The sequence below is a fragment of the bacterium Scap17 genome (assembly GCA_013376735.1).
Classification (GTDB): domain Bacteria; phylum Pseudomonadota; class Gammaproteobacteria; order Pseudomonadales; family Halomonadaceae; genus Cobetia.
In genome coordinates, this window is sequence record VINJ01000001.1 from 3,746,859 (window position 1) to 3,769,220 (window position 22,362).

Annotated in this window: 19 protein-coding genes; 9 read left to right on the forward strand and 10 right to left on the reverse strand. The window is 63.2% G+C overall.

Translation table 11 applies throughout. The features are described from left to right. Nucleotides 1–33: 33 nt before the first annotated feature. From FLM52_15890 to rpsB, 4 genes are all read right to left on the reverse strand, one after another. Nucleotides 34–591 (reverse strand): ribosome recycling factor, encoded by a 558-nt coding sequence (locus FLM52_15890; protein NVN57219.1) that lies wholly within the window; start codon nt 589–591, stop codon nt 34–36. Nucleotides 592–595: 4 nt separating this feature from the next. Then, the gene (pyrH, locus tag FLM52_15895; protein ID NVN57220.1) at nt 596–1,357 is read right to left on the reverse strand and encodes a UMP kinase; all 762 of its coding nucleotides are present in this window, start codon (nt 1,355–1,357) and stop codon (nt 596–598) included. 91 nt (nt 1,358–1,448) lie between these two features. Continuing rightward, nucleotides 1,449–2,318, reverse strand: a complete 870-nt coding sequence (locus FLM52_15900; protein ID NVN57221.1) for an elongation factor Ts — start codon at nt 2,316–2,318, stop codon at nt 1,449–1,451. A 178-nt stretch (nt 2,319–2,496) separates the two neighbouring features. Further along, a complete protein-coding gene (gene rpsB, locus FLM52_15905) occupies nt 2,497–3,231 on the reverse strand; it encodes a 30S ribosomal protein S2 (GenBank protein NVN57222.1) in 735 nt (244 codons plus the stop codon). A 315-nt stretch (nt 3,232–3,546) separates the two neighbouring features. On the opposite strand from rpsB, the gene map reads away from it, so the two are divergent. The 7 genes from map (at nt 3,547) to FLM52_15940 (ending at nt 11,727) form a co-directional block, all read left to right on the forward strand. Then, nucleotides 3,547–4,338 carry a type I methionyl aminopeptidase gene (map, locus tag FLM52_15910; protein NVN57223.1) on the forward strand — a complete coding sequence of 264 codons (792 nt, stop codon included), beginning with the start codon at nt 3,547–3,549 and terminating at the stop codon, nt 4,336–4,338. Nucleotides 4,339–4,343: 5 nt separating this feature from the next. Further along, entirely contained in the window at nt 4,344–7,055 is a 2,712-nt protein-coding gene (locus FLM52_15915) for a [protein-PII] uridylyltransferase (protein NVN57224.1), read from the forward strand. A 205-nt stretch (nt 7,056–7,260) separates the two neighbouring features. Continuing rightward, nucleotides 7,261–8,460 carry a succinyldiaminopimelate transaminase gene (gene dapC / locus FLM52_15920; GenBank protein NVN57225.1) on the forward strand — a complete coding sequence of 400 codons (1,200 nt, stop codon included), beginning with the start codon at nt 7,261–7,263 and terminating at the stop codon, nt 8,458–8,460. 84 nt (nt 8,461–8,544) lie between these two features. Continuing rightward, nucleotides 8,545–8,901: an arsenate reductase gene (locus FLM52_15925; protein NVN57226.1), complete on the forward strand. Its 357-nt coding sequence runs from the start codon at nt 8,545–8,547 to the stop codon at nt 8,899–8,901. A 40-nt stretch (nt 8,902–8,941) separates the two neighbouring features. Beyond that, on the forward strand, nt 8,942–9,967 hold the full coding sequence (gene dapD, locus FLM52_15930) for a 2,3,4,5-tetrahydropyridine-2,6-dicarboxylate N-succinyltransferase (protein NVN57227.1): 1,026 nt from the start codon (nt 8,942–8,944) through the stop codon (nt 9,965–9,967). A gap of 153 nt (nt 9,968–10,120) precedes the next feature. Further along, the gene (gene dapE / locus FLM52_15935; protein NVN57228.1) at nt 10,121–11,317 is read left to right on the forward strand and encodes a succinyl-diaminopimelate desuccinylase; all 1,197 of its coding nucleotides are present in this window, start codon (nt 10,121–10,123) and stop codon (nt 11,315–11,317) included. Continuing rightward, nucleotides 11,314–11,727: a hypothetical protein gene (locus tag FLM52_15940; protein ID NVN57229.1), complete on the forward strand. Its 414-nt coding sequence runs from the start codon at nt 11,314–11,316 to the stop codon at nt 11,725–11,727. The genes dapE and FLM52_15940 overlap by 4 nt, the downstream gene beginning before the upstream one ends. Before the next feature lie 94 nt (nt 11,728–11,821). Here the strand turns inward: FLM52_15940 and FLM52_15945 are convergent, their stop codons facing one another. After that, the gene (locus tag FLM52_15945) at nt 11,822–12,286 is read right to left on the reverse strand and encodes a cold-shock protein (GenBank protein ID NVN57230.1); all 465 of its coding nucleotides are present in this window, start codon (nt 12,284–12,286) and stop codon (nt 11,822–11,824) included. A gap of 584 nt (nt 12,287–12,870) precedes the next feature. Here FLM52_15945 and FLM52_15950 point away from each other — a divergent pair. After that, the gene (locus tag FLM52_15950) at nt 12,871–13,122 is read left to right on the forward strand and encodes a SlyX family protein (GenBank protein NVN57231.1); all 252 of its coding nucleotides are present in this window, start codon (nt 12,871–12,873) and stop codon (nt 13,120–13,122) included. 179 nt (nt 13,123–13,301) lie between these two features. Here the strand turns inward: FLM52_15950 and trxB are convergent, their stop codons facing one another. The 3 genes from trxB to FLM52_15965 form a co-directional block, all read right to left on the reverse strand. Continuing rightward, the gene (gene trxB, locus FLM52_15955; GenBank protein ID NVN57232.1) at nt 13,302–14,258 is read right to left on the reverse strand and encodes a thioredoxin-disulfide reductase; all 957 of its coding nucleotides are present in this window, start codon (nt 14,256–14,258) and stop codon (nt 13,302–13,304) included. A 372-nt stretch (nt 14,259–14,630) separates the two neighbouring features. After that, the gene (locus FLM52_15960) at nt 14,631–15,233 is read right to left on the reverse strand and encodes a peroxiredoxin (protein ID NVN57233.1); all 603 of its coding nucleotides are present in this window, start codon (nt 15,231–15,233) and stop codon (nt 14,631–14,633) included. A 261-nt stretch (nt 15,234–15,494) separates the two neighbouring features. Beyond that, entirely contained in the window at nt 15,495–15,857 is a 363-nt protein-coding gene (locus FLM52_15965) for a CPXCG motif-containing cysteine-rich protein (protein NVN57234.1), read from the reverse strand. Between the two features lie 371 nt (nt 15,858–16,228). Here FLM52_15965 and acnA point away from each other — a divergent pair, with 371 nt between their 5' ends. Further along, nucleotides 16,229–18,964: an aconitate hydratase AcnA gene (gene acnA, locus FLM52_15970; protein ID NVN57235.1), complete on the forward strand. Its 2,736-nt coding sequence runs from the start codon at nt 16,229–16,231 to the stop codon at nt 18,962–18,964. A gap of 118 nt (nt 18,965–19,082) precedes the next feature. On the opposite strand, the gene FLM52_15975 is transcribed toward acnA, so the two are convergent. Both FLM52_15975 and FLM52_15980 read right to left on the reverse strand, forming a co-directional pair. Next, nucleotides 19,083–20,762 carry an NAD-dependent malic enzyme gene (locus FLM52_15975; GenBank protein NVN57236.1) on the reverse strand — a complete coding sequence of 560 codons (1,680 nt, stop codon included), beginning with the start codon at nt 20,760–20,762 and terminating at the stop codon, nt 19,083–19,085. A gap of 311 nt (nt 20,763–21,073) precedes the next feature. Then, nucleotides 21,074–22,303, reverse strand: a complete 1,230-nt coding sequence (locus FLM52_15980) for a YeeE/YedE family protein (GenBank protein ID NVN57237.1) — start codon at nt 22,301–22,303, stop codon at nt 21,074–21,076. Nucleotides 22,304–22,362: the final 59 nt, after the last annotated feature.

Consider the following 22,362-nt stretch of genomic DNA (forward strand, 5'->3'; position numbering starts at 1 on the left):
GATGCCGCCGGCAAGCGCCGGCGGCAGACCCGATCAGACCTGCATCAGGTCAGTTTCCTTGTGCTCCAGAGCACTGTCGACTTCCGCCACATACTTGTCGGTCAGCTTCTGGATCTCGTCTTCTCCGCGACGTGCATCGTCTTCGGAGATGTCCTTGTCCTTGAGCAGGCTCTTGATGTCGCCATTGGCGTCACGACGCACATTGCGGAGCGCCACGCGGGCGTTTTCCGCTTCTGCACGCGCCTGCTTGGTATAACCGCGACGCGTCTCTTCCGTCAGCATCGGCATCGGCACGCGAATCACGTCACCGGCGGTGGACGGGTTGAGACCCAGGTCAGAAGTCATGATGGCCTTCTCGACCTTCGGCACCATGGGCTTTTCCCACGGCACGACAGTCAGGGTACGCGCATCTTCGGCGCTGATGTTGGCCACCTGATTCAGCGGCACCGGGCTGCCGTAGTAATCGACCGTCACGGCATCCAAGATACTGGGATGCGCACGACCCGTACGGATCTTTCCGAAGGCGGCACCGAGGGACTCGATGGTCTTCTTCATGCGTGATTCGGCGTCTTTCTTGATGTCGTTGATCACAATCTTACCCTCTATCAATCAGCGTGCCTTCCTTGCCACCCACCACCAGGTTGAGCAGCGCGCCTGCCTTGTTCATGTTGAACACCCGCACCGGCATGTCATGGTCACGCACCAGGCAGATGGCGGTCAAATCCATCACGCCAAGCTTCTGCTCCAGGGCGTCGTCATAGCTGAGGCTGTCGTACTTCACGGCATCCGGGAACTTGACCGGGTCCTTGTCGTAGACACCATCTACCTTGGTCGCCTTGATGACGGCATCCGCGTCGATCTCGATACCGCGCAGACAGGCAGCGGAATCGGTAGTGAAGAACGGGTTGCCGGTACCGGCGGAGAAGATGACCACATCGCCAGACGTCAGATAGCGAATGGCGGTACGGCGGTCGTAATGTTCTACCACGCCACTCATCGGGATGGCAGACATCACGCGAGAACGGATATTGGAGCGCTCCAGTGCATCACGCAGTGCCAGACCGTTCATGACGGTTGCCAGCATGCCCATGTGATCACCGGTCACGCGCTCCATGCCGGCTTCCTGCAGGGCTGCGCCACGGAACAGGTTGCCGCCACCGATCACGATACCGACCTGGACACCGATGCCCACCAGCTGACCGATTTCCAGCGCCATGCGATCCAGCACCTTGGGGTCGATGCCGAAATCGCCATCGCCCATCAGGGCCTCACCGGAAAGCTTGAGCAGTATGCGCTTGTACTTGGCATTGCGTTCAGCGGAAATGGTGGCCATGCGAATCTCTCCTGATACTGACATACGGGGACGGGGCGGCCCGAAGGCGGGGGCCAGATACACGATGGCGTGCGCCTAAGCGCACGCCATCGTGAGAAGCGAAAACAGTCAGCCCTTACGCGCGGCTGGCCTGCTCACGGACTTCAGCTGCGAAGTCCACTTCTTCCTTCTCGATACCTTCACCGACTTCCATGCGCACGAAGGACACCACCTCACCGCCGGCAGCCTTGACGAACTCGGCGACGGTCTGGTTCGGGTCCTTGACGAACGGCTGTTCGGTCAGGCTGTTCTCGGCCAGATACTTCTTCAGACGCCCCTGGGACATCTTCTCGGCGATTTCCGCCGGCTTGCCTGCCATGTCCGGCTGAGCAAGGATGATGGCCTTCTCGGCGTCCATCTGTTCCTGCGGCATGTCTGCCGGACGTGCACAGACCGGGTTGACGGCTGCGACGTGCATGGAAACGTCCTTGGCTGCTTCGCCAGTACCGCCATTCAGCAGAGTCAGCGCAGCGATGCGGCCGCCGTGGACGTAGCCACCGACGACGCCGTCAGCCGGCGCTTCGACCAGCTCGGCACGACGAACGGAGATGTTCTCACCGATCTTCTGGACCAGCTGACCACGGGCGTCTTCCAGCTCACCTTCCATCAGGGAGGCGATGTCGGTGTTCTTGGTAGCGAACACACGATCGGCGATCAGCTGAGTGAAGGCCTTGAAATTGTCATCACGAGCGACGAAGTCGGTCTCGGAGTTGACTTCGACCATCACGCCGTAGCTGGCGTCGTCGGCGACCTTGATGACGATGGCGCCTTCAGCGGCCACGCGGCCAGCTTTCTTGGCGGCCTTCAGGCCGGAGTTCTTGCGCAGGTTCTCGATCGCAAGCTCGATGTCGCCACCGGCTTCGGTAAGAGCCTTCTTGCATTCCATCATGCCGAGCGCAGTACGCTCACGCAGTTCCTTGACCATAGATGCGCTGATAGCTGCCATGGGATGAAACCTCTGTCGTGTCGACGTCTTTGAATACGGGAATTCGGTCACGACCGCGGAACGGTCGCAAATGAGGGGGCCTTGGCCCCCTCATTGCCTGACCTGACTGCCACCTGGCTAGGCCATGCCGCACTCAGTGTAGCGCAGCGTTTGTGACAGTCAGATCAAGCCGCCAGGATCACTCTGCTGCGTCTTCTTCAGAAGCAGTTTCGACGAACTCACCGGCCAGCTCTTCTTCCTTGTTCTTGCCACAGGCGCCTGCAATTGCCTGGACATAGATCTGGATGGCACGGATGGAGTCATCGTTACCCGGGATGACGTAGTCCACGCCGTCCGGGTTGGAGTTGGTATCGACGACGCCGATGACCGGGATGCCCAGCTTGTTGGCTTCGTTGATCGCGATGCGCTCGTGGTCAACGTCGATCACGAACATTGCGTCCGGCAGGCCGCCCATGTCCTTGATACCGCCGATGGAACGCTCGAGCTTTTCCTGCTCACGAGTGGCCATCAGGACTTCTTTCTTGGTCAGCTTCGCGAAGGTACCGTCTTCATGCATCTGCTCGATTTCGCGCAGGCGCTTGATGGACTGACGGATGGTCTTGAAGTTGGTCAGCATGCCGCCCAACCAGCGATGGTTGACGTACGGCTGGCCAGCCTTGCGAGCTTCTTCCTTGATGATCTTGCCGGCAGCGCGCTTGGTGCCCACGAACATGATCTTGTTGCCATTGGCAGCCATCTTCTCGACCACTGACACGGCTTCGTTCAGCGCCGGCAGGGTGTGCTCGAGGTTGATGATGTGGATCTTGTTGCGAGCGCCGAAGATGAACTTGGACATCTTCGGGTTCCAGTACTTGGTCTGGTGACCGAAGTGTGCGCCTGCCTTGAGCAGATCGCGCATGTTGACTTGCGCCATGTGAATATCTCCTGGATATCGGGTTGGGCCTCCACGTCCCCCATGGATCCGACCGCTTGCGCGGCACCCGGGACCATGTGACGGAACGTGTGTGGATTGGGGTTATGTACGTCAGTCCTTCAATCTCGCCTCGGCCAGGCGCCCGGAGGTGGCCGATCGAGGAGAATTTGCAGGAAAGCGCGCGGCTTTATACCATAGCTCGACCACGATATGAAGTCGCCACTGCCCGACGCGGCACGCGATGTACCGCGCCATCCCCCCGTCACGCGCGGCCTGGCGGCATTTCATCCCTCTTATCTCCTGCCTCGAGTCCTCATGAACATTCCCATCAAGACAGCTGAAGAAATCGACAAGATGCGCGTCGCCGGCCGTCTGGCGGCTGAAGTGCTGGAGCTGCTCGACGAGCACGTCCGTCCCGGCATCACCACGGGCGAGCTCAACCGCATCGCGCACCACCACATCACCGAAGTTCAGGGCTGCATTCCGGCACCGCTCAACTACCACGGCTTCCCGAAATCGATCTGCACCTCGATCAATCACGTGGTCTGTCACGGCATTCCCGATGACAACAAGAAGCTCAAGAAGGGTGACATCCTCAACATCGACATCACCGTGATCAAGGATGGCTATCACGGCGACACCTCGAAGATGTACTTCGTCGGCGAACCGAGCATCCAGGCCGAGCGTCTGTGCCGCATCACCCAGGAATGCCTCTATAAAGGCATCGAGCTGGTACGTCCGGGCGTACGCCTGTCAGAAATCGGTCGCGCGATCCAGAAGCATGCCGAAGCGGCAGGCTACAGTGTCGTGCGTGACTTCTGCGGCCACGGCATCGGCGCCGGCTTCCATGAAGACCCGCAGGTGCTGCACTATGACGGCTACGAAGCCCGTGCTGACGCCGAGCTTCTGGAAGGCATGTGCCTGACCATCGAGCCGATGGTCAATGTCGGCGGCTACAAGGTGAAGGTCCTCAAGGACGACTGGACGGCTGTCACCAAGGACAAGAGCCTCTCGGCCCAGTGGGAGCACACCCTGCTGGTCACCGCCACCGGCGTTGAGGTGCTGACACGTCGCACGGAAGAGGACCTCTCCTTCCTCGAGGGTTGATCAAGATGCTCCTGCACCACTATCACTTCGTCGAGCGTGAAGCGCTCTACGATGCCGTCACCCTGGACGGCGAGCTGGCCACGACGAAGACCCCCATCCCGCTGTTCAAGCGGGCTCTGGCACAGGTACAGGAGCGTCTCGAGGCTCGTTTCAAGGCGGGCGCCGACATCCGCGACCTCATCCATGGTCGTGCCCGCGCCATCGATCGCCTGCTGGCCATCGCCTGGCAACGTCAGGCCTGGCCGGATGACGGCATCGCCCTGCTCGCCGTGGGCGGCTACGGCCGTGGCGAGCTGCACCCGCATTCCGACATCGACCTGCTGCTGTTGCTGGAGCAGGACGACGACACGCCCTATCGTGAGGCGCTATCCGACTTCATCACCTTCCTGTGGGACATCGGTCTCGAGATCGGCCAGTCCGTGCGCTCGCTGAGTGACTGCGAACGTGAGGCACGCGCCGATGTCACCGTGATCACCAACCTGCTGGAATCCCGCGTTATCGCCGGCCCGCAGCGACTGCGCGAGGCCATGCGCGAACGCCTGGCTACCGACCGCCTGTGGCCGGCCGAAGCCTTCTTCGAGGCCAAGTGGCAGGAGCAGATCGCGCGTCACCACAAGTTCGCCAACACCGAATACCACCTCGAACCCAACATCAAGTCGTCGCCGGGCGGCCTGCGTGACATCCAGATGATCGGCTGGGTCGCCAAGCGCCACTTCGGGGTCGAGCGCTACGACAACCTGGTCGCACTGGGCTTCATGAATGATGCCGAACTGCGCATTCTCAGCCAGGGCCAGGCCTTCCTGTGGCAGGTGCGCTTCGCGCTGCACATGCTGGCCGGGCGCGCCGAGGACCGGCTGCTGTTCGACCACCAGCGCACCATCGCCGAGCTATTCGGCTTCCGCGATACGCCCGAGCATCTGGCGGTCGAGCAGTTCATGAAGCGCTACTACCGCCATGTCACCGCCCTGGCGGGCCTCAATGACATGCTGCTGCAGCACTTCGACGAGGCCATCCTGCGCCATGACGAACCGGTCAACATCGTGCCGCTCAATCCGCGCTTCGAGATCCGCAGCGGCTACATCAGCCTGCGCGAGGAAGGCGTGTTCCGCCGCCGCCCCGCCGCGCTGCTGGAGCTGTTCCTGCTGATGGCCCAGCACCCCGAGATCGAGGGCGTGCGCGCCGACACCATCCGCGCGCTGCGTGATCATCGCCACCAGATCGACGACGCCTTCCGCGATGACGTGCGCCACCAGAGTCTGTTCATGGAGCTGATGCGCTGTGGCGGCAACGTGCCCCGCGTACTCAAGCGCATGGCGCGCTACGGCATCCTCGGCAAGTACCTGCCGGCCTTCGGGCGTGCCGTGGGACTGATGCAGCACGACCTCTTCCACGTCTACACCGTCGATGCGCACACCCTGCGCCTGCTCAAGGTCGCCCAGGAATTCCGCGCCCCCGATGCCGAGGAGGAATTCCCGGTCGCCGCGACCCTGATCCGCGAACTGCCCAAGCTGGAGCTGCTGTGGATCGCCGGGCTCTATCACGACATCGGCAAGGGCCGTGGCGGCGACCACTCCGAGATCGGCGCCGTCGAGGTCGAGGACTTCGCGCGCCGTCATGACCTCAGCCCGCGCGACACCCGTACGCTGAGCTGGCTGGTGCGCCACCACCTGCTGATGTCGATGACCGCCCAGAAGCAGGACATCGCCGACCCCGAGATCATCACCCGCTTCGCCGAGATCGTCGGCGACGAGACGCACCTCGATTATCTCTACGTGCTGACGGTGGCCGACATCAACGCCACCAACCCGTCGCTGTGGAACGGCTGGCGTGCGGCATTGCTGCGCCAGCTGCACATGGAGACGCGCCGGGCGCTGCGCCGTGGCCTCGAGCACCCACCGGAGCGCCACGAGTGGATCACCGAGACCCGTGAGGAGGCACTGTCCCTGCTGGCCGGCATGGGCACCGCCCGCACTGACGCCGAGGCGCTGTGGGCCAGCCTCGGCGACGACTACTTCGTACGCTACGCGCCCAGCGAGGTGGCCTGGCACACCCAGGGCATCCTGGCGCGCCAGGCGGCACCGCAGCTCGACGAGCATGGCGAGCCGCTGCCGCTGGTACTGACCAGCGCGCCCACCGAGGAGATGACCGAAGGCGGCACCAAGGTCTTCATCCATACCCGCTCGGTGGACAACCTGTTCGCGGCCACCGCCGCGGCGCTGGAACAGCTGGGGCTCTCGATCCACGATGCGCGCATCGCCACCTCCAGCCACAACTGGACGCTCAACACCTTCATCCTGCTCGACGATGAAGGTGAGCCGATCCGCGATGCCGCACGCCTGGCCGATATCCGCACCCATCTGGTCGAAGAGCTGGATGACCCGGATGACTACTCGGTGATCGTCAATCGTCACACGCCGCGCCAGCTCAAGCATTTCCGCATCGCGCCGCGCATCACGCTGAGCCAGGACTACACCAACGGCCGCAGCGTACTGGAAGTGATCGCCTCGGACCGCCCGGGCCTGCTGGCGCGCATCGGCCGCGTGTTCATGGAGCATGAGATCGCCATCGACGCCGCCAAGATCGCCACCCTCGGCGAGCGCGTCGAGGATATCTTCTTCATCACCGACCGCGCCGGCGAGCCCATCACCGACCCCGAGCGCCAGACACGCCTGCGTGACGCCCTCACCGAAGTCCTCGAGGTCGGCGAGCGCGGCTGAGACGCGTGACGGCACATGACGGCACATGACGGCACGTGACGAGAGTACAGAGGGAAAGCGCCGGCCGGCACCCCGCGATTGAGGGGACCGGCCGGCTTCCCTATAATCGCGAGTCGACCTGCATGGCAGTCCAGTGACTCGCGGACGCCTTCCTTCCTGCTCGGCCGGCAGCCTGACTGCCACGGCCATCACCCATGGAACGTGCATGAACCCGGATCTCGACCAGCTCAAGCCCTACCCGTTTGAAACCCTGGCCAAGCTGCGCGAGGGCGTCGTGCCCAACCCCGCCCTGGACCCGATTGCACTGACCATCGGCGAGCCGCGTCATGCGCCGCCCGAGTTCGTGCTCGACACCCTGCGCGAGCACATCATGGGCGTGGCCAAATACCCCGCCACCGGCGGGCTGCCGGAATTGCGCCAGGCGATCGCCGACTGGCTCGAAAAGCGCTTCTCGCTCAACGCCACGCCGGATATCGACCAGCAGGTCCTGCCGGTCACCGGCACCCGCGAAGCACTGTTCGCCTTCATCCAGGCCTCGCTGGACAGCACGCGTCCGGAGCGCGTGCTGGTGCCGAACCCCTTCTATCAGATCTACGAAGGCGCGACGCTGCTGGCCGGCGGCGATGTCACCTACCTGCCCTGCCCCGCCGAGAATGGCTTCCGCCCTGATTACGCGGCAGTGCCGGCGGACGTGTGGCGCGACACCCAGATCGTCTTCGTTTGCTCGCCGGGCAATCCCACCGGTGCCGTGACACCGCTGGCCGATTTCCAGCAGCTGATTCGCCTCGCCGACGAGCATGACTTCCTGATCGCCTCCGATGAGTGCTACTCGGAGCTGTACCTCGACGAAGGCACACCGCCGCCGGGCCTGCTGCAGGCCTGTGCCGCCATGGGCCGCGATGACTATGCGCGCTGTGTGGTCTTCCACTCGCTGTCCAAGCGCTCCAACCTGCCGGGCCTGCGCTCCGGCTTCGTGGCCGGCGATGGCGAGGTGATCCGTCGCTTCCGTCACTACCGCACCTATCACGGCTGCGCGATGCCGCTGCATCACCAGTATGCCTCCATCGCTGCCTGGAGTGATGAAGCCCACGTACTGGCCAATCGCGATGCCTACCGCGAGAAGTTTGCCGCCGTGACCGAAATCCTTGCGCCGGTAATGGACTTCCCGACACCGGAAGCCAGCTTCTACCTGTATCCCGCCGTGCCCGGTGGTGACGATGCCGCCTTCACCCGCGACCTGTTGCGTGAAGAGGCGGTCGGCGTGCTGCCGGCAAGCTACATGGCGCGCGAGGTGGACGGCGTGAATCCGGGTGCCGGGCGCATTCGTCTGGCGCTGGTGGCCGAACTGGAACAGACCGTCGAAGCCGCCCAGCGCCTGCGTCGCTTCGTTGAACGCCTGCGCTGAGCGCCAGGCCTGCACGGGCTGACAGCAGCCCAACACTGGATGACAGCCCCGCCCGGCGGGGTGGATTGGCTCAAGGAGACCGCCATGCACGTGCTCTACGGCATCAAGACCTGCGATAGCTGCCGCAAGGCGCGCCGCGCCCTCGACGATCGGGGCGTGCCCTACCGCTGGCATGACCTGCGCGAGGATGGCCTCTCCGCCAGCCTGCTGGAATCCTGGCTGGAGCAGGCCGCCTGGAGCAGCCTGCTCAACAAGCGCAACACCAGCTGGCGCAACCTGAGCGATGAACAACGTGACAGCCTCGATGCCAATTCGGCACGCGCATTGATGCTGGAGCACCCGACCCTGATCAAGCGTCCCATTCTCGAGCGTCATCCCGCCGACAATGAGATGGATCTGGTGATCGGCTATGACAAGGCGGTCTACGAACCGCAGGATTGAGTTACCCCTTACACCACTGGACACCCCGGAGATTGACACGATGTTGAGCCTTGCCCTCGGAATCGGCACCCAGAACACCACCGGCGACTGGCTGGAAGTCTATTATCCTGCCCCGCTGTTCAAGCCGACCGCTGCCGTTGTTGACGCCGCTCGCAAGGCACTGGACGCACCGGCTGGCACCACCGCCACCAGCTTCCTGCCGGAACACTGCGCCGCCCTGGCCAGCGCCCTGCGCGACGCCGGTGACAGCGCCCAGGCCGAACTGGCCGAGAGCCTGGCCACCAGCCAGCGCCCGCTGGTCGCCATGTTCATCGAGGAAGATGCCGCCCCGCAGAGCGTGCCGGAGGTCTACCTCAAGCTGCACCTGCTGTCTCACCGCATGGTGCGCCCGCACGGCATCGACCTGACCGGCATGTTCGGTCTGCTCAAGAATGTCGCCTGGACCAACGAAGGCGCCATCGACATCGAAGAGCTGCCGGCGCGCCGCCTCAAGGCCCGCCTGGAAGGTCGCACCCTGTCCGTGGACTGCGTCGACAAGTTCCCGAAGATGACCGACTACGTGGTGCCGACCGGCATCCGTGTCGCCGATACCGCACGTGTGCGTCTGGGTGCCTACCTGGGCGCAGGCACCACCGTGATGCACGAAGGCTTCTGCAACTTCAATGCCGGCACCGAAGGCCCGGGCATGGTCGAGGGCCGTATCGCTGCGGGCGTCTTCGTCGGCAAGGGGTCTGATCTTGGCGGCGGATGCTCCACCATGGGCACCCTGTCCGGTGGCGGCAACATCGTCATCAAGGTCGGCGAAGGCTGTCTGATCGGCGCCAATGCCGGTATCGGCATCCCGCTGGGCGATCGCTGCACCGTGGAAGCTGGCCTGTACATCACCGCTGGCACCAAGGTCATGGTCTTCGACAACGAAGGCCAGGAAGTCGAGACGATCGCAGCACGTGAGCTGGCGAATCAGGACGACCTGCTGCTGCGTCGCAACTCGATCACCGGTCGTGTCGAATGCCTCACCAACAAGAGCGCCATCGCGCTCAACGATGCCCTGCACGCTCACAACTGATACGTGTGACGGCTGCCTGTCAGCATGACGGGCAGCCGTGGCATTTCCCGGCTCGGGCAGCAGTGTCCGAGCCGGCATGAACACACTTCGTCTCTCCCCCCCCGAATTTCGCGCTGTCGCTCCTCGCGATGACGCCTGCAGCGATGGCCCATGATGACTGATTCAAACGCACCGCTTCCTCCACGCCCCGCCGATCTGTCTCCGACGCTGGAGCTGGCCTTCGATCTCATCTCACGCCCCTCGGTCACGCCGGACGACCTGGACTGCCAGACCCTGATGATCGAACGCCTCGAGGCGCTGGGCTTCACCATCACGCGGCTGCCCTTCGGCGATGTCGACAACTTCTGGGCGGTGCGTGGACACCATGGTCCGGTGCTGGCCTTCGCCGGCCATACCGATGTCGTGCCGACGGGCCCAGAAGCCAACTGGCAGTATCCGCCGTTCTCGCCGTGCATCGACGATGCCGGCTTCCTGTGTGGCCGTGGCGCCGCCGACATGAAGGGTTCGCTGGCCGCGATGCTGACTGCCACCGAGCGCTTCGTGACCGCCAACCCGGACCACGAAGGCCGCATCGCCTTCCTGATCACCTCCGACGAGGAAGGCCCGGCGGTTCACGGCACTCGTGCGGTGGTCGAGTATCTGCGCGAGCATCATGAGCGCCTCGATTACTGCATCGTCGGCGAGCCGTCCTCCACCGACTACGCCGGGGACGTGATCAAGAATGGCCGTCGCGGCTCGCTGGGTGCAGTCATGCACATCAAGGGCATCCAGGGCCATGTGGCCTACCCGCATCTGGCGCGCAACCCGATCCACGATGCCGCCCCGGCTCTGGCTGACCTGGCCGCCGAGCATTGGGACAACGGCAATGACTTCTTCCCGGCGACCAGCTTCCAGATCTCCAACATCCGTGGCGGTACCGGCGCGACCAACGTCATCCCCGGCGAGCTGGAAGTGGTCTTCAACTTCCGCTACTCAACCGAGCTGACCGCCGATGATCTCAAGCGTCGCACCTATGAGATCCTCGAGAAGCACGGTCTGGACGTCGAGATCGAGTGGAACCTGAGTGGTGAACCCTTCCTGACGCCGGAAGGTGCGCTGGTCGATGCCGCCGTGCACGGCGTGGAACGCGCGCTGGGACGCAAACCTGTCCTGTCCACCTCAGGCGGCACCTCCGATGGTCGCTTCATCGCCACGCTCGGCACTCAGGTCGTCGAGCTGGGGCCGGTCAACGCGACCATCCACAAGATCGATGAACGCGTCATGGCCAGCGATCTGGACCGACTCTCCAGCGCCTACGAGCACATCCTGGAATACCTGTTTGTCCCCGCGACCCAAGAGACCCCGGCATGAGCGACACCCCGCACAATGACGCCGATGAGCAATATCCGGACATCGAGATCTACCTCAAGCCCTTGAGCCTGGAAGCACTGGGCGCCTGGCTGGGCGAGCAGTTCGGTCAGGTCGTCGTCTTCCAGCCGGCCGGCAAGCTGCAGCACCGTACGCGCCTCACGCGTGATGGCGCCGAGATCGCGGTGCTGGTGGTCGAGAAGGTCGCCGATGGCTTCGCCAGCCTGTGGTTCGACAGCGCCAGTACCCCCTGGGCGCGCGATGTCGACTGCGCACGCGACGCCGCCCGGGCCCTGCAGGTCGAGACGCGTTGCTCACTGGGCAGCTGGCAGCCCGGTGATGAGCCGGACCGCTTCTTCCGCGTCATGGCTGATGGCAGCGAAGAGGCCTTCACCTGGCCGGACAAGGGCTGAGTGACCCGTCTCTTCTGGTGACAGTCCATGAAACGACAACGCCCCGCAGGCTGGCCTGCGGGGCGTTGTCGTCTTTCACTGAGCGCGTCAGCGATCAGGTGATGACTGTCACGTCATCCGCCTGCAGGCCACGCTCATTGCTGATGACGTGGTAACGCACTTTCTGACCTTCGGCCAAGGTACGGTGGCCCTTGCCACGAATGGCACGGAAGTGAACGAAGACATCTTCACCACTTTCACGGGTCACGAAACCATAGCCCTTGTTGACGTTGAACCACTTGACCTCGCCGATCTCACGATCGTCGTCCTCGACTTCAGCCAGTACCGCAGAGCGCGGAGACAGCACCGGGATGGCAAGCGTCGCGATCAACAGTAGGATGAACACGGCCGCGACGGCAGCCGCGTACGCCAGCTCGAAGCCCTCGACGCTAAGCGCCTGGCTCAGGGTGTCGGCCAGCTGGCCGCCGGTCAGGGTGATGAAGACAGCAATCAGCAACGGTGCCGGCAGTGCCAGCAGCAGGCTGATGATGAAACAACGGAAGAACGTCTTGGAACTCATCAAGATAAACTCTCTAGGTAATGGGTGGAGGTGTAACGCGAGGGCAGAAATGAGTGCTTCGGATGATCCCTATCAGAATGTTCTGCCCTTGATCGCAATGGACAGCGCCTGACCGCACGACAGGGTTACAGCAGCTATCGTCAGTCGGGAAACTGCCTGAATGCAGCGCCTCACGGCGGTGCCCGTCACCGTCACTGATACACGCGAAGATACCTGTGCATCGCTCTGGTGACGTCGTGGCTCGTGATGCAGGTAACTCCACATCAGTCGATGGAACCGGCCCTGTCAATGACGCGCGAAGCGCAGGCAATCGAAGGCCGTCAATGGGTGCGATATACGAAAAACAAGTCAATCGCACTGTCAACAGTCTATCACGCCTCTTCCTGATGCGGCTGAGGCAACTCAGTGACAATCCTTCAACACTTTGCGGTAAATCGACAACGATCCAGGCAACGACCGCAGCAACGATTCGGCGTGCCATCGCTGAGCAATCGTGGCATGAGTCGTCATCCAACGGCGGCCGCCTTACCCTCCTCCCCCACTGCCCACGCGGACCATTCCCTCACCCTCTGGAACCCAGATGCATGACAACCTCGACTGATCCCAACCTGGAAGCCCGACTGGAAGCACTGGAATCGCGCCTCGCGCATCAGGATGACTGGCTCGAGACCCTCGATCGCACCGTCATCGCCCAGCAGCGCCAGATAGAGACCCTCGAGCGCCTCACCGCGCTGATGGCCAGCCAGCTACGCACCCTGCGCGAACAGCAAGGCGATGCAGACTCGACAGCACCTTTCAGTGCGCAGCCACACGACGAGCTGCCACCCCATTACTGAGCCTCAGCCCTCCCAGCCAAGTCCTGACAGGGCCTTGAACGCAGGCCGGCCCCGCAGCGAGGCTGCGGGGCCGGTCGGGCAGTGCTGAATCAGACTGTCTCGAATCAGAAAGTGCCGAATCAGACACTCTCGACACAGATCGTGTCGACATGGATCGTGTCGAAATGGGCAGGACGATCTCAGGCGATGAGGCCGTCCAGATAACGCTCGGCATCCAGCGCCGCCATGCAGCCGGTACCGGCAGAGGTGATCGCCTGACGGTAGACGTGGTCCATCACATCGCCACAGGCATAGACACCGGGGATGCTGGTCTGGGTGGCATTGCCTTCCAGACCGGACTGGACCTTGAGATAGCCGCCCTGCATCTCGAGCTGGCCTTCGAACAGGCTGGTATTCGGACGGTGGCCGATGGCGATGAACACGCCCATCGAGCTCAACTCCTTGGTGGCGCCGCTTTCGACATGACGCAGACGCACGCCGGTGACGCCGGAGTTGTCGCCCAGCACTTCGTCGAGGGTGTGGTGCCATTCGACCGCCATGTTGCCGTTCTCGACCTTGTCGAACAGCTTGTCCTGCAGGATCTTCTCGGCGCGCAGGCTGTCACGGCGATGCACCAACGTGACCTTGGAGGCGATGTTGGACAGGTACAGCGCTTCCTCGACAGCGGTGTTGCCACCACCGACTACCACGACTTCCTGATTGCGATAGAAGAAGCCGTCACAGGTCGCACAGGCCGAGACGCCCTGGCCCATGAACTGCTGCTCACTCGGCAGACCCAGGTACTGCGCGCTGGCGCCGGTGGCGATGATCAGGGCGTCACAGCTGTAGCTGCCGTTGTCACCCTTGAGCAGGAAGGGACGCTCACCGAGGGTCACTTCATTGATGTGATCGAACAGGATCTCGGTCTCGAAGCGCTCGGCGTGACGGCGCATGCGCTCCATCAGCTCCGGTCCCTGCACGCCGGCATCATCACCCGGCCAGTTGTCGACATCGGTGGTAGTGGTCAGCTGACCACCCATCTGCATGCCGGTGATCAACAGCGGTTTGAGATTGGCACGCGCGGCATAGACGGCAGCGGTATAACCCGCGGGGCCGGAACCAAGGATGATCAGTCGTTCGTGACGGACATTGCTCATGGATGACCTCAGTGACAGATGAAGGCGGAGAAATTCACCAGTCGCCCCAGCGACGGCTGATGATCAATGTGCTGAGCGATACGGACAGCGAGTGCGATCGGCATGGCTCAGGACACGGTGGTGATGGAACGGAGGACTGCGCAGAGTAGCGCAGACGCCGCCAGCTTTCAGCACCGGACTCAGACCGGCATCGCAGAAGCTTATGCTCAAGCACGAGCCCGCAGGATGGCATTGCCCAGATGCGCGGAAGCCGCCGCCAAGGGCGACGGCTTCCGGCTCGCCTACCTCTCGATACACTCACGCAGAGGTGTCGGAGGCAGGCGCTCGATCAGTCAGCCATGGGATGCATGAACTGATCTCGTCAGCAGCGACTTACAGGCTGCTGGAGTGGCCTGCCAGGTACTTGGCAACACCTTCCGCGGTGTCCTTCATGCCTTCCTGACCTTCTTCCCAACCTGCCGGGCAGACTTCGCCGTTGGTCTGGTGGAACTGCAGGGCCTTGACCATACGGACCATCTCGTCGACGTTACGGCCCAGCGGCAGGTTGTTGACGACCTGGTGCTGGACGACACCCTCTTCGTCGATCAGGAAGGAAGCGCGCAGAGCGACGCCAGCTTCCGGATGCTCGATGCCGTATGCCTGGGTGACTTCGTGCTTGACGTCAGCCACGATCGGGAAGCCGACTTCACCGATGCCGCCAGCGTCCGGAGAGGTCTTGCGCCATGCGTGGTGAGTGAACTGGGAATCGATGGACACACCGATGACCTCGACGCCGAGTTCCTTGAACTTCGCCAGACGGTTGTCGTGGGCGATGATTTCAGACGGGCAAACGAAGGTGAAGTCCAGCGGCCAGAAGAACAGCACGCGCAGCTTGCCGTTGGAATCAGACAGCTTGTAGTTGTCGACGATGGTACCGTCGCCCAGCACTGCTGCGGCTTCGAAATCCGGGGCCTGACGTCCGACCAATACGCTCATGGTGATCTCCTGAGGAATAATGATGATAAAGGCAGCGGACCGCCTTTGTGATGAATCGCCACACAGACTAATCGCCACGTGTGGCAGATGCCAAATGTTTGCTGCAATCGCCACCATAGAGATTGCCTATGGCAGCTCGATGACGCCAACAGCGAGTGTCGGGATCATAAGTGACCTCGCCCATAGAATACAGCATCTCCGGTACCCTGCCTTGGAAGCCAGCCACACACGGCGCTCACGTGATCACGCCGTAGGCGGTCATCACAGCACGTCGTCATCCTGGCCGATATCCAGACCTTCGAGTTCCCCGCTGATCGGGTCGACCTGCTGGCGCACCTGAATCGGCTGACAGCAACGCTCGCAGTCGATGATGTTGGTCAGACTGCCCTCGTCCAGATCCAGAAACACCGTGAATGGCGTATCGCAGTAGGGACAGTGGATCTCCACCTCATGCAGCGCCTCATTGACCGGCCCCTCCTCATCGTCCAGCAGCTCATGACCCGGCCATTCATCGGACTGCCCCGAGGAATGCTCCGCCAGCCACTGCTCGACCGCCGCATCCAGAACCTCATCATCTTCCAACAGCTCGCCGGATTCGCTCGGCCTGCGCCCTTGATCGTTCATGACAGCCTCCGTTGTGCCTGATGGTGAACGCGACGGACGTTGCGAGGGGCACCGTTTCAGATGCCATTGCATTGGATACCTCAGAGGCCGCATTCACGCCGCGCGAGAATCGTGACGGCATCCTCTATGGCAGCGAACGCGACGCAGGGTTCCTTGCTTCACACTACTCTCGATGATGGTGTGCGCTTGAATTCCTGTCACATGATGACCATAGCCTTATGTAGGCAATGATCCGCGACCTGGCAGTCGCTCTCGCGACGCGTCGCATCCGGCCACGGCACCTGACGCGCCTGTTGGATGACACTTCAGCAGTCTGGCCGGTGAAGACAACGACAAGGAGGAGAATCATGGGTTCCCAGCGCTCTCAGTCACTGGATTCGCTTGACACCCTCTCCGAGCTGGAAGTCGGAGACAAGCGCTATCACTACTACTCGCTCAAGAAGGCGGCCGACACGCTTGGCGACCTGACGCGACTGCCCTTCACGCTCAAGGTGCTGCTGGAAAACCAGCTGCGCTTCGAGGACGGTGAAACCGCGACCAAGGAAGACATCAAGGCACTGGCCGACTGGCAGAAGACCGCCTCCAGCACCCATGAGATCGGCTATCGTCCAGCGCGCGTGCTGATGCAGGACTTCACCGGCGTGCCCGGTGTGGTCGACTTGGCCTCCATGCGTGACGCCGTCAAGAAGCTCGGCGCCGACCCCGAGAAGGTCAATCCGCTGACTCCGGTGGACCTGGTCATCGACCACTCGGTGATGGTGGATCACTACGGCGATCCGAGCGCCTTCAAGGACAACGTGCGCATCGAGATGGAGCGTAACCGCGAACGTTACGAGTTTCTGCGCTGGGGCCAGCAGGCCTTCGACAACTTCTCCGTCGTCCCGCCAGGCACGGGTATCTGCCACCAGGTGAACCTGGAATACCTCGGCCGCGCTGTCTTCACACGTGAAGCGGATGGCAAGACCTTCGCCTACCCCGACACCCTGGTCGGCACCGACTCCCATACCACCATGATCAACGGCCTCGGCGTTCTCGGCTGGGGCGTCGGCGGTATCGAGGCGGAAGCCGCGATGCTCGGCCAGCCGGTATCGATGCTGATTCCGGAAGTGGTCGGCTTCAAGCTGACCGGCAAGCTCAACGAAGGCATCACCGCGACGGACCTGGTACTGACCGTCACCCAGATGCTGAGAAGCCGCGGCGTGGTCGGCAAATTCGTCGAGTTCTACGGTGATGGCCTGGATGACCTGCCGCTGGCCGACCGCGCGACCATCGCCAACATGGCGCCGGAGTATGGCGCTACCTGCGGCTTCTTCCCGCTGGATGACGAGACGCTCAACTACATGCGTCTGTCCGGTCGCTCCGATGAGCAGGTCGCGCTGGTCGAGGCCTATGCCAAGGAGCAGGGCCTGTGGCGCGAACCGGGCCACGAGCCGGTCTTCTCCGATACGCTCGAGCTGGACATGACTGATGTCGTCGCCTCCCTCGCTGGCCCCAAACGCCCGCAGGACCGCGTCGCGCTCACTGACATCAAGCAGACCTTCGAGAAGATTCTCGGCGATCAACTGGGAGAAGTACCGGACATCGAGGACGGCAAGTGGCTGTCCGAGGGTGGCCAGACCGCCGTCGATGTCAAGCAGAGCTACGACAAGCAGAGCGAGGTGAAGAACGGCGATTACAGCGAGCTGGATGGCGAGACCTTCCGTCTCGACCACGGTGATGTCGTCATCGCCGCCATCACCTCCTGCACCAACACCTCCAACCCCAGCGTGATGCTGGCGGCAGGCCTGGTGGCGCGCAAGGCGCGCGAGAAAGGCCTGAGCAGCAAGCCGTGGGTCAAGACCTCTCTGGCGCCGGGCTCCAAGGTAGTCACTGACTACCTGGCGACTGCCGGCGTGCAGGATGACCTCAACGAGCTGGGCTTCAACCTGGTCGGCTATGGCTGCACCACCTGTATCGGCAACTCCGGGCCGCTGCCGGAACCGGTCGAGGACGCCATCAATGCGCGCGACCTGACGGTCGCCTCGGTGCTGTCGGGCAACCGCAACTTCGAGGGTCGCGTGCATCCCAACGTGCGTACCAACTGGCTGGCGTCGCCGCCCCTGGTGGTCGCCTATGCTCTCGCCGGCACCGTACGGGTCGATCTCTCCAAGGAGCCGCTGGGCAAGGACACTGAGGGCAATGACGTCTTCCTCAAGGACATCTGGCCGAGTCAGGCCGAGATCGCCGAGGCCGTCGAGCAGGTACGTACCGAGATGTATCGCAAGGAGTACGCCGAGGTCTTCGACGGTGATGAGACCTGGCAGGCCATCGAGGTACCGGAAGCCGAAGTGTATGAGTGGAAGGATTCCACCTACATCCAGCATCCGCCGTTCTTCGAAGGCATGCAGCGTGAGCCCGAAGCCGTTCAGGATGTCGAGAATGCCCGCGTGCTGGCGATGCTCGGCGACTCGGTGACCACCGACCACATCTCGCCGGCCGGCGCCATCAAGCCGGACAGCCCGGCGGGTCGCTACCTCAAGGAGAACGGGGTCGAGGTCAAGGACTTCAACTCCTACGGCTCGCGTCGCGGCAACCACGAAGTGATGATGCGCGGCACCTTCGCCAACGTGCGTATCCGCAACGAGATGCTCGATGGTGTCGAGGGCGGCGAGACCCGCCACGTACCGTCCGGCGAGCAGATGGCCATCTACGATGCCGCCATGAAGTACGCCGAGGAAGGCACGCCGCTGGTAGTCGTCGCCGGCAAGGAGTACGGCACCGGCTCCTCGCGTGACTGGGCCGCTAAGGGCACCCTGCTGCTGGGCGTGCGTGCGGTGATCGCCGAGTCCTACGAGCGCATCCATCGCTCCAACCTGATCGGCATGGGCGTGGTGCCGCTGCAGTTCCCCGAAGGCGAGAGCCGCCAGTCGCTGGGGCTGACCGGTGATGAGGAAATCAGCATCAGCGGCCTGAATGACCTGACGGCCGGCGGCAAGGTCCAGGTCACCTTCAAGAGCGACAAGGGTGAGCGGAAGATCGAGGCGCTGTGCCGCATCGATACCGACAACGAGCTGGAGTACTACCGCCACGGCGGCATCCTCCACTACGTGCTGCGCGGCATGCTGTAACCCGCCAGCCGCTCACCGCAGCGCTGACTGCCACACAAAAGCCCCCGCAGGCATGGCCTGCGGGGGCTTCTTCATTTACGCAGTCTGTACCATGCGCTCAATGACGGCGCAGGCGCGATCAGAATGCCTTGCGACGGTAGGCGCGGTAACGCGGCTGCCAGAAGTTCTTCTCGATGTTGGCCTGGATGATCTCGTCGCTGGAGGTCAGCGCCACACCATCGGTCTGGGCCTGACGCGCCACGTCGAAAGCGATCTGACGGCTGATATCCTGAATGTCGCCCAGTGACGGCAGCAGCGCGCCCTCGCCCTTCAGGACGATGGGAGCGTTGTTGGCCAGCGCGTTGGCGGCGGCCATCAGCATGTTGTCGGTGATGCGTGAGGCATTGGACGCCAGCACACCCAGACCGATGCCCGGGAAGATGTAGGCATTGTTGCACTGAGCGATCGCGTGGGTATGGCCATTGTGCTCGACCGGCGCAAACGGGCTGCCGGTGGCGACCAGCGCCTTGCCGTCGGTCCACTCGATGACTTCCGCCGGTGTCGCTTCGACGCGCGAGGTCGGGTTGGACAGCGGCATCACCAGCGGGCTCTCGCAGCCGGCCTGCACGGCACGGATCACGTCTTCGCTGAACAGGCCACGTTGGCCGGACACACCGATCAGCACGCTCGGCTTGGCGGCCTTGACCACATCCAGCAGGCCGCGGTCACCGAAGTCGGCCACGCTGTCGACGTCGTGGGCCAGACGGCTCTGGAAGTCGTAGAGGCCTTCCATGTCGCTGGTCAGCAGACCGAAGCGATCGACCATGAAGACGCGCTTGCGGGCCTCGGCCTCGTCCATGCCTTCCTTGACCATCGCCACCACGATCATCTCGGCGATACCGCAACCGGCGCTGCCGGCACCCAGGAAGGTGACGCGCTGGTCGGAGAGCTTCTCGCCCTTGGCCTTGCAGGCCGCCATCAGGGTCGCGACCACGACGGAGGCGGTGCCCTGGATGTCGTCGTTGAAGCAGCAGACTTCATCGCGGTAACGCTCGAGCAGCGGCATGGCGTTGGCCTGCGCGAAGTCCTCGAACTGGATCATGGCCTTCGGCCAGCGACGCTTCACGGCAGTGATGAACTCGGCCACGAAGGCGTTGTAGTCATCACCGGTGACGCGCTCGTGGCGCCAGCCCATGTAGCGCGGGTCGTCGAGCAACTTCTGGTTGTTGGTGCCAAGATCCAGCGAGATCGGCAGGGTGTAGGCCGGGCTGATGCCGCCACAGGCGGTGTACAGCGACAGCTTGCCGATGGGGATGCCCATGCCACCGATGCCCTGATCGCCCAGCCCCAGGATACGCTCGCCATCGGTGACGACGATGACCTTGACGTTGTCCTTGGTCGCGGAGCGCAGGATGTCATCCATGTGCTCGCGGTCCGGGTAGGAGATGAACAGGCCGCGGTGGTTGCGGTAGATGTTGGAAAACTCCTCGCACGCCTGACCGACGGTCGGGGTGTAGATGATCGGCATCATCTCCTCGAGGTGTTCCTCGATCACACGGAAGAACAGGGTCTCGTTGTCGTCCTGCACCGAGCGCAACAGGATGTGCTTGTCGAGGTCGGTGGCGCACTGCTGATACTGGCTGTAGACACGCGCGACCTGCTCTTCGATGCTCTCGACATTCTGCGGCAGCAAGCCCATCAGATTGAAGCTGACACGCTCCTCGAGGCTGAAGGCACTGCCCTTGTTGAGCAGCGGCATCTCGAGCAGGCTCGGGCCGGCGTAAGGAACATACAGGGCGCGCTTGGAAGTATCCGTCATGGCGAGACTCTTGAATCAGTGGGGACGACCTCACGCTCGGCAAGCTTCTCGGCATGCCGGCAGACAAGCGCAGCATGCCCGCTGAAGCACCGCAGAAGACCTGCTGGCAACCGGGCGTCCGAGGGACCTTTCGACGTGCAGTTTCCACGTGCGAACAAGGCATGATGATAGCACGCGCAGTGCTATCTCCGGCAGCCTGCGCAAGGTCGGCGTGCGTTGCGCAGACAAGGGTACTGCATGACGAGAAACGCCCCGCTCATCCCCCTGATGGGGAAGGAGCGAGGCGTTCGCGGTCACGTGCGAGGAATGGCTCAAGCCAGATCGGCACGCGATGCCGGCTTGCGCGGCGCAAGGGCGAAGAAGGGACGCAGCTTCACGCCCAGCATGTTACCGGCGAAGGCCATCACCAGCCACAGCCAGCCATGCAGGCTACCGGAGGAGATGCCGCCGAAGTAGGCGCCGATGTTGCAGCCGAAGGCCAGGCGCGCGCCGTAGCCCAGCAGCAGGCCACCCAGCACGGCAGCCACCAGCGAGCGCAGCGGAATGTTCCACTTCGGTGCGAACTTGCCGGCCAGCAGCGCCGCCGCCAGCGCCCCCACCACGATGCCGATGTTCATTACCGTGGTGATGTCCGTGTAGAGCGGTGCCGCCAGTGCCTTGGCATTGCCCGCCGCCTGCCAGTAACCCCAGTCACTGACATCGAAGCCCAGTGTGGTGTAGACCTTGGTGCCCCACAGCGCGAAGGCCGAGGTGATCCCCCACGGACGCCCCGCCAGGGCCAGGGTGGCGAAGTTGAGCAGCGCCAGCGCCACGGCACCCGCCAGCAGTGGCCAGGGGCCGCGCAGGAAACGTGACAGGCCACGCGGCTGACTATCGGTCACGGCGGCCTTCTCGAGCTCACCGTGACGACGCTTCTCCAGCGTGCGTGTCACCAGCACGATGATGGCGAACAGCACCAGGCTGACGATGATGCCGCCCAGTGCACCGAAGCTGTCCACCAGCGAGACGGCGGGCAGCGACGGCAGGCTCTGCCACCAGCTGAAGTGCGCGGTGCCGATCACCGAGCCGACGCAGAAGAAGATCAGGGTGATCACCATGCGCGCATTGCCGCCACCGACGGTGAACAGCGTGCCCGAGGCGCAACCGCCACCCAGCTGCATGCCGAGGCCGAACAGGAAGGCGCCGACCACGACGGAGGTGCCCAGCGGCGAGACGAAGCCCGAGACGTCTTGCCCCCACAGGCTGCCCGCTGCCAATACCGGGAAGAACAGCACCACGGCGATCGCCAGCATCAGCATCTGCGCGCGCAGGCCGCGACCACGACGCTCGGTGATGAACACTCGCCAGGCGGAGGTGAAGCCGAAGGCCGCGTGATAGAGCACCACGCCCAGCGCGCCACCGATCAGCAACAGCAGACCCTGGCGCCAGCCGGCGACCAGACTCAGCAGCACGGAGGCAATGACCAGCAGCCCACCCGCCCAGACGGCGCGAGGGTTGATGGTGGTAGACGGCTGGGCAGGCTCACTGGCCTTGCCCGGCATCGCGTGTTGACTCATGTCGTACCCCTTGTGTATTTAGCATGCTTCGAGCATTGATGCGG

Bases quoted from the DNA above. Each gene is read 5' to 3' on its own strand.
- pyrH (NVN57220.1), bottom strand. From the start codon at position 1,357: ATGTCAGTATCAGGAGAGATTCGCATGGCCACCATTTCCGCTGAACGC.
- FLM52_15900 (NVN57221.1), bottom strand. From the start codon at position 2,318: ATGGCAGCTATCAGCGCATCTATGGTCAAGGAACTGCGTGAGCGTACT.
- rpsB (NVN57222.1), bottom strand. From the start codon at position 3,231: ATGGCGCAAGTCAACATGCGCGATCTGCTCAAGGCAGGCGCACACTTC.
- map (NVN57223.1), top strand. From the start codon at position 3,547: ATGAACATTCCCATCAAGACAGCTGAAGAAATCGACAAGATGCGCGTC.
- FLM52_15915 (NVN57224.1), top strand. From the start codon at position 4,344: ATGCTCCTGCACCACTATCACTTCGTCGAGCGTGAAGCGCTCTACGAT.
- dapC (NVN57225.1), top strand. From the start codon at position 7,261: ATGAACCCGGATCTCGACCAGCTCAAGCCCTACCCGTTTGAAACCCTG.
- FLM52_15925 (NVN57226.1), top strand. From the start codon at position 8,545: ATGCACGTGCTCTACGGCATCAAGACCTGCGATAGCTGCCGCAAGGCG.
- dapD (NVN57227.1), top strand. From the start codon at position 8,942: ATGTTGAGCCTTGCCCTCGGAATCGGCACCCAGAACACCACCGGCGAC.
- dapE (NVN57228.1), top strand. From the start codon at position 10,121: ATGACTGATTCAAACGCACCGCTTCCTCCACGCCCCGCCGATCTGTCT.
- FLM52_15940 (NVN57229.1), top strand. From the start codon at position 11,314: ATGAGCGACACCCCGCACAATGACGCCGATGAGCAATATCCGGACATC.
- FLM52_15945 (NVN57230.1), bottom strand. From the start codon at position 12,286: ATGAGTTCCAAGACGTTCTTCCGTTGTTTCATCATCAGCCTGCTGCTG.
- FLM52_15950 (NVN57231.1), top strand. From the start codon at position 12,871: ATGACAACCTCGACTGATCCCAACCTGGAAGCCCGACTGGAAGCACTG.
- trxB (NVN57232.1), bottom strand. From the start codon at position 14,258: ATGAGCAATGTCCGTCACGAACGACTGATCATCCTTGGTTCCGGCCCC.
- FLM52_15960 (NVN57233.1), bottom strand. From the start codon at position 15,233: ATGAGCGTATTGGTCGGACGTCAGGCCCCGGATTTCGAAGCCGCAGCA.
- FLM52_15965 (NVN57234.1), bottom strand. From the start codon at position 15,857: ATGAACGATCAAGGGCGCAGGCCGAGCGAATCCGGCGAGCTGTTGGAA.
- FLM52_15975 (NVN57236.1), bottom strand. From the start codon at position 20,762: ATGACGGATACTTCCAAGCGCGCCCTGTATGTTCCTTACGCCGGCCCG.
- FLM52_15980 (NVN57237.1), bottom strand. From the start codon at position 22,303: ATGCCGGGCAAGGCCAGTGAGCCTGCCCAGCCGTCTACCACCATCAAC.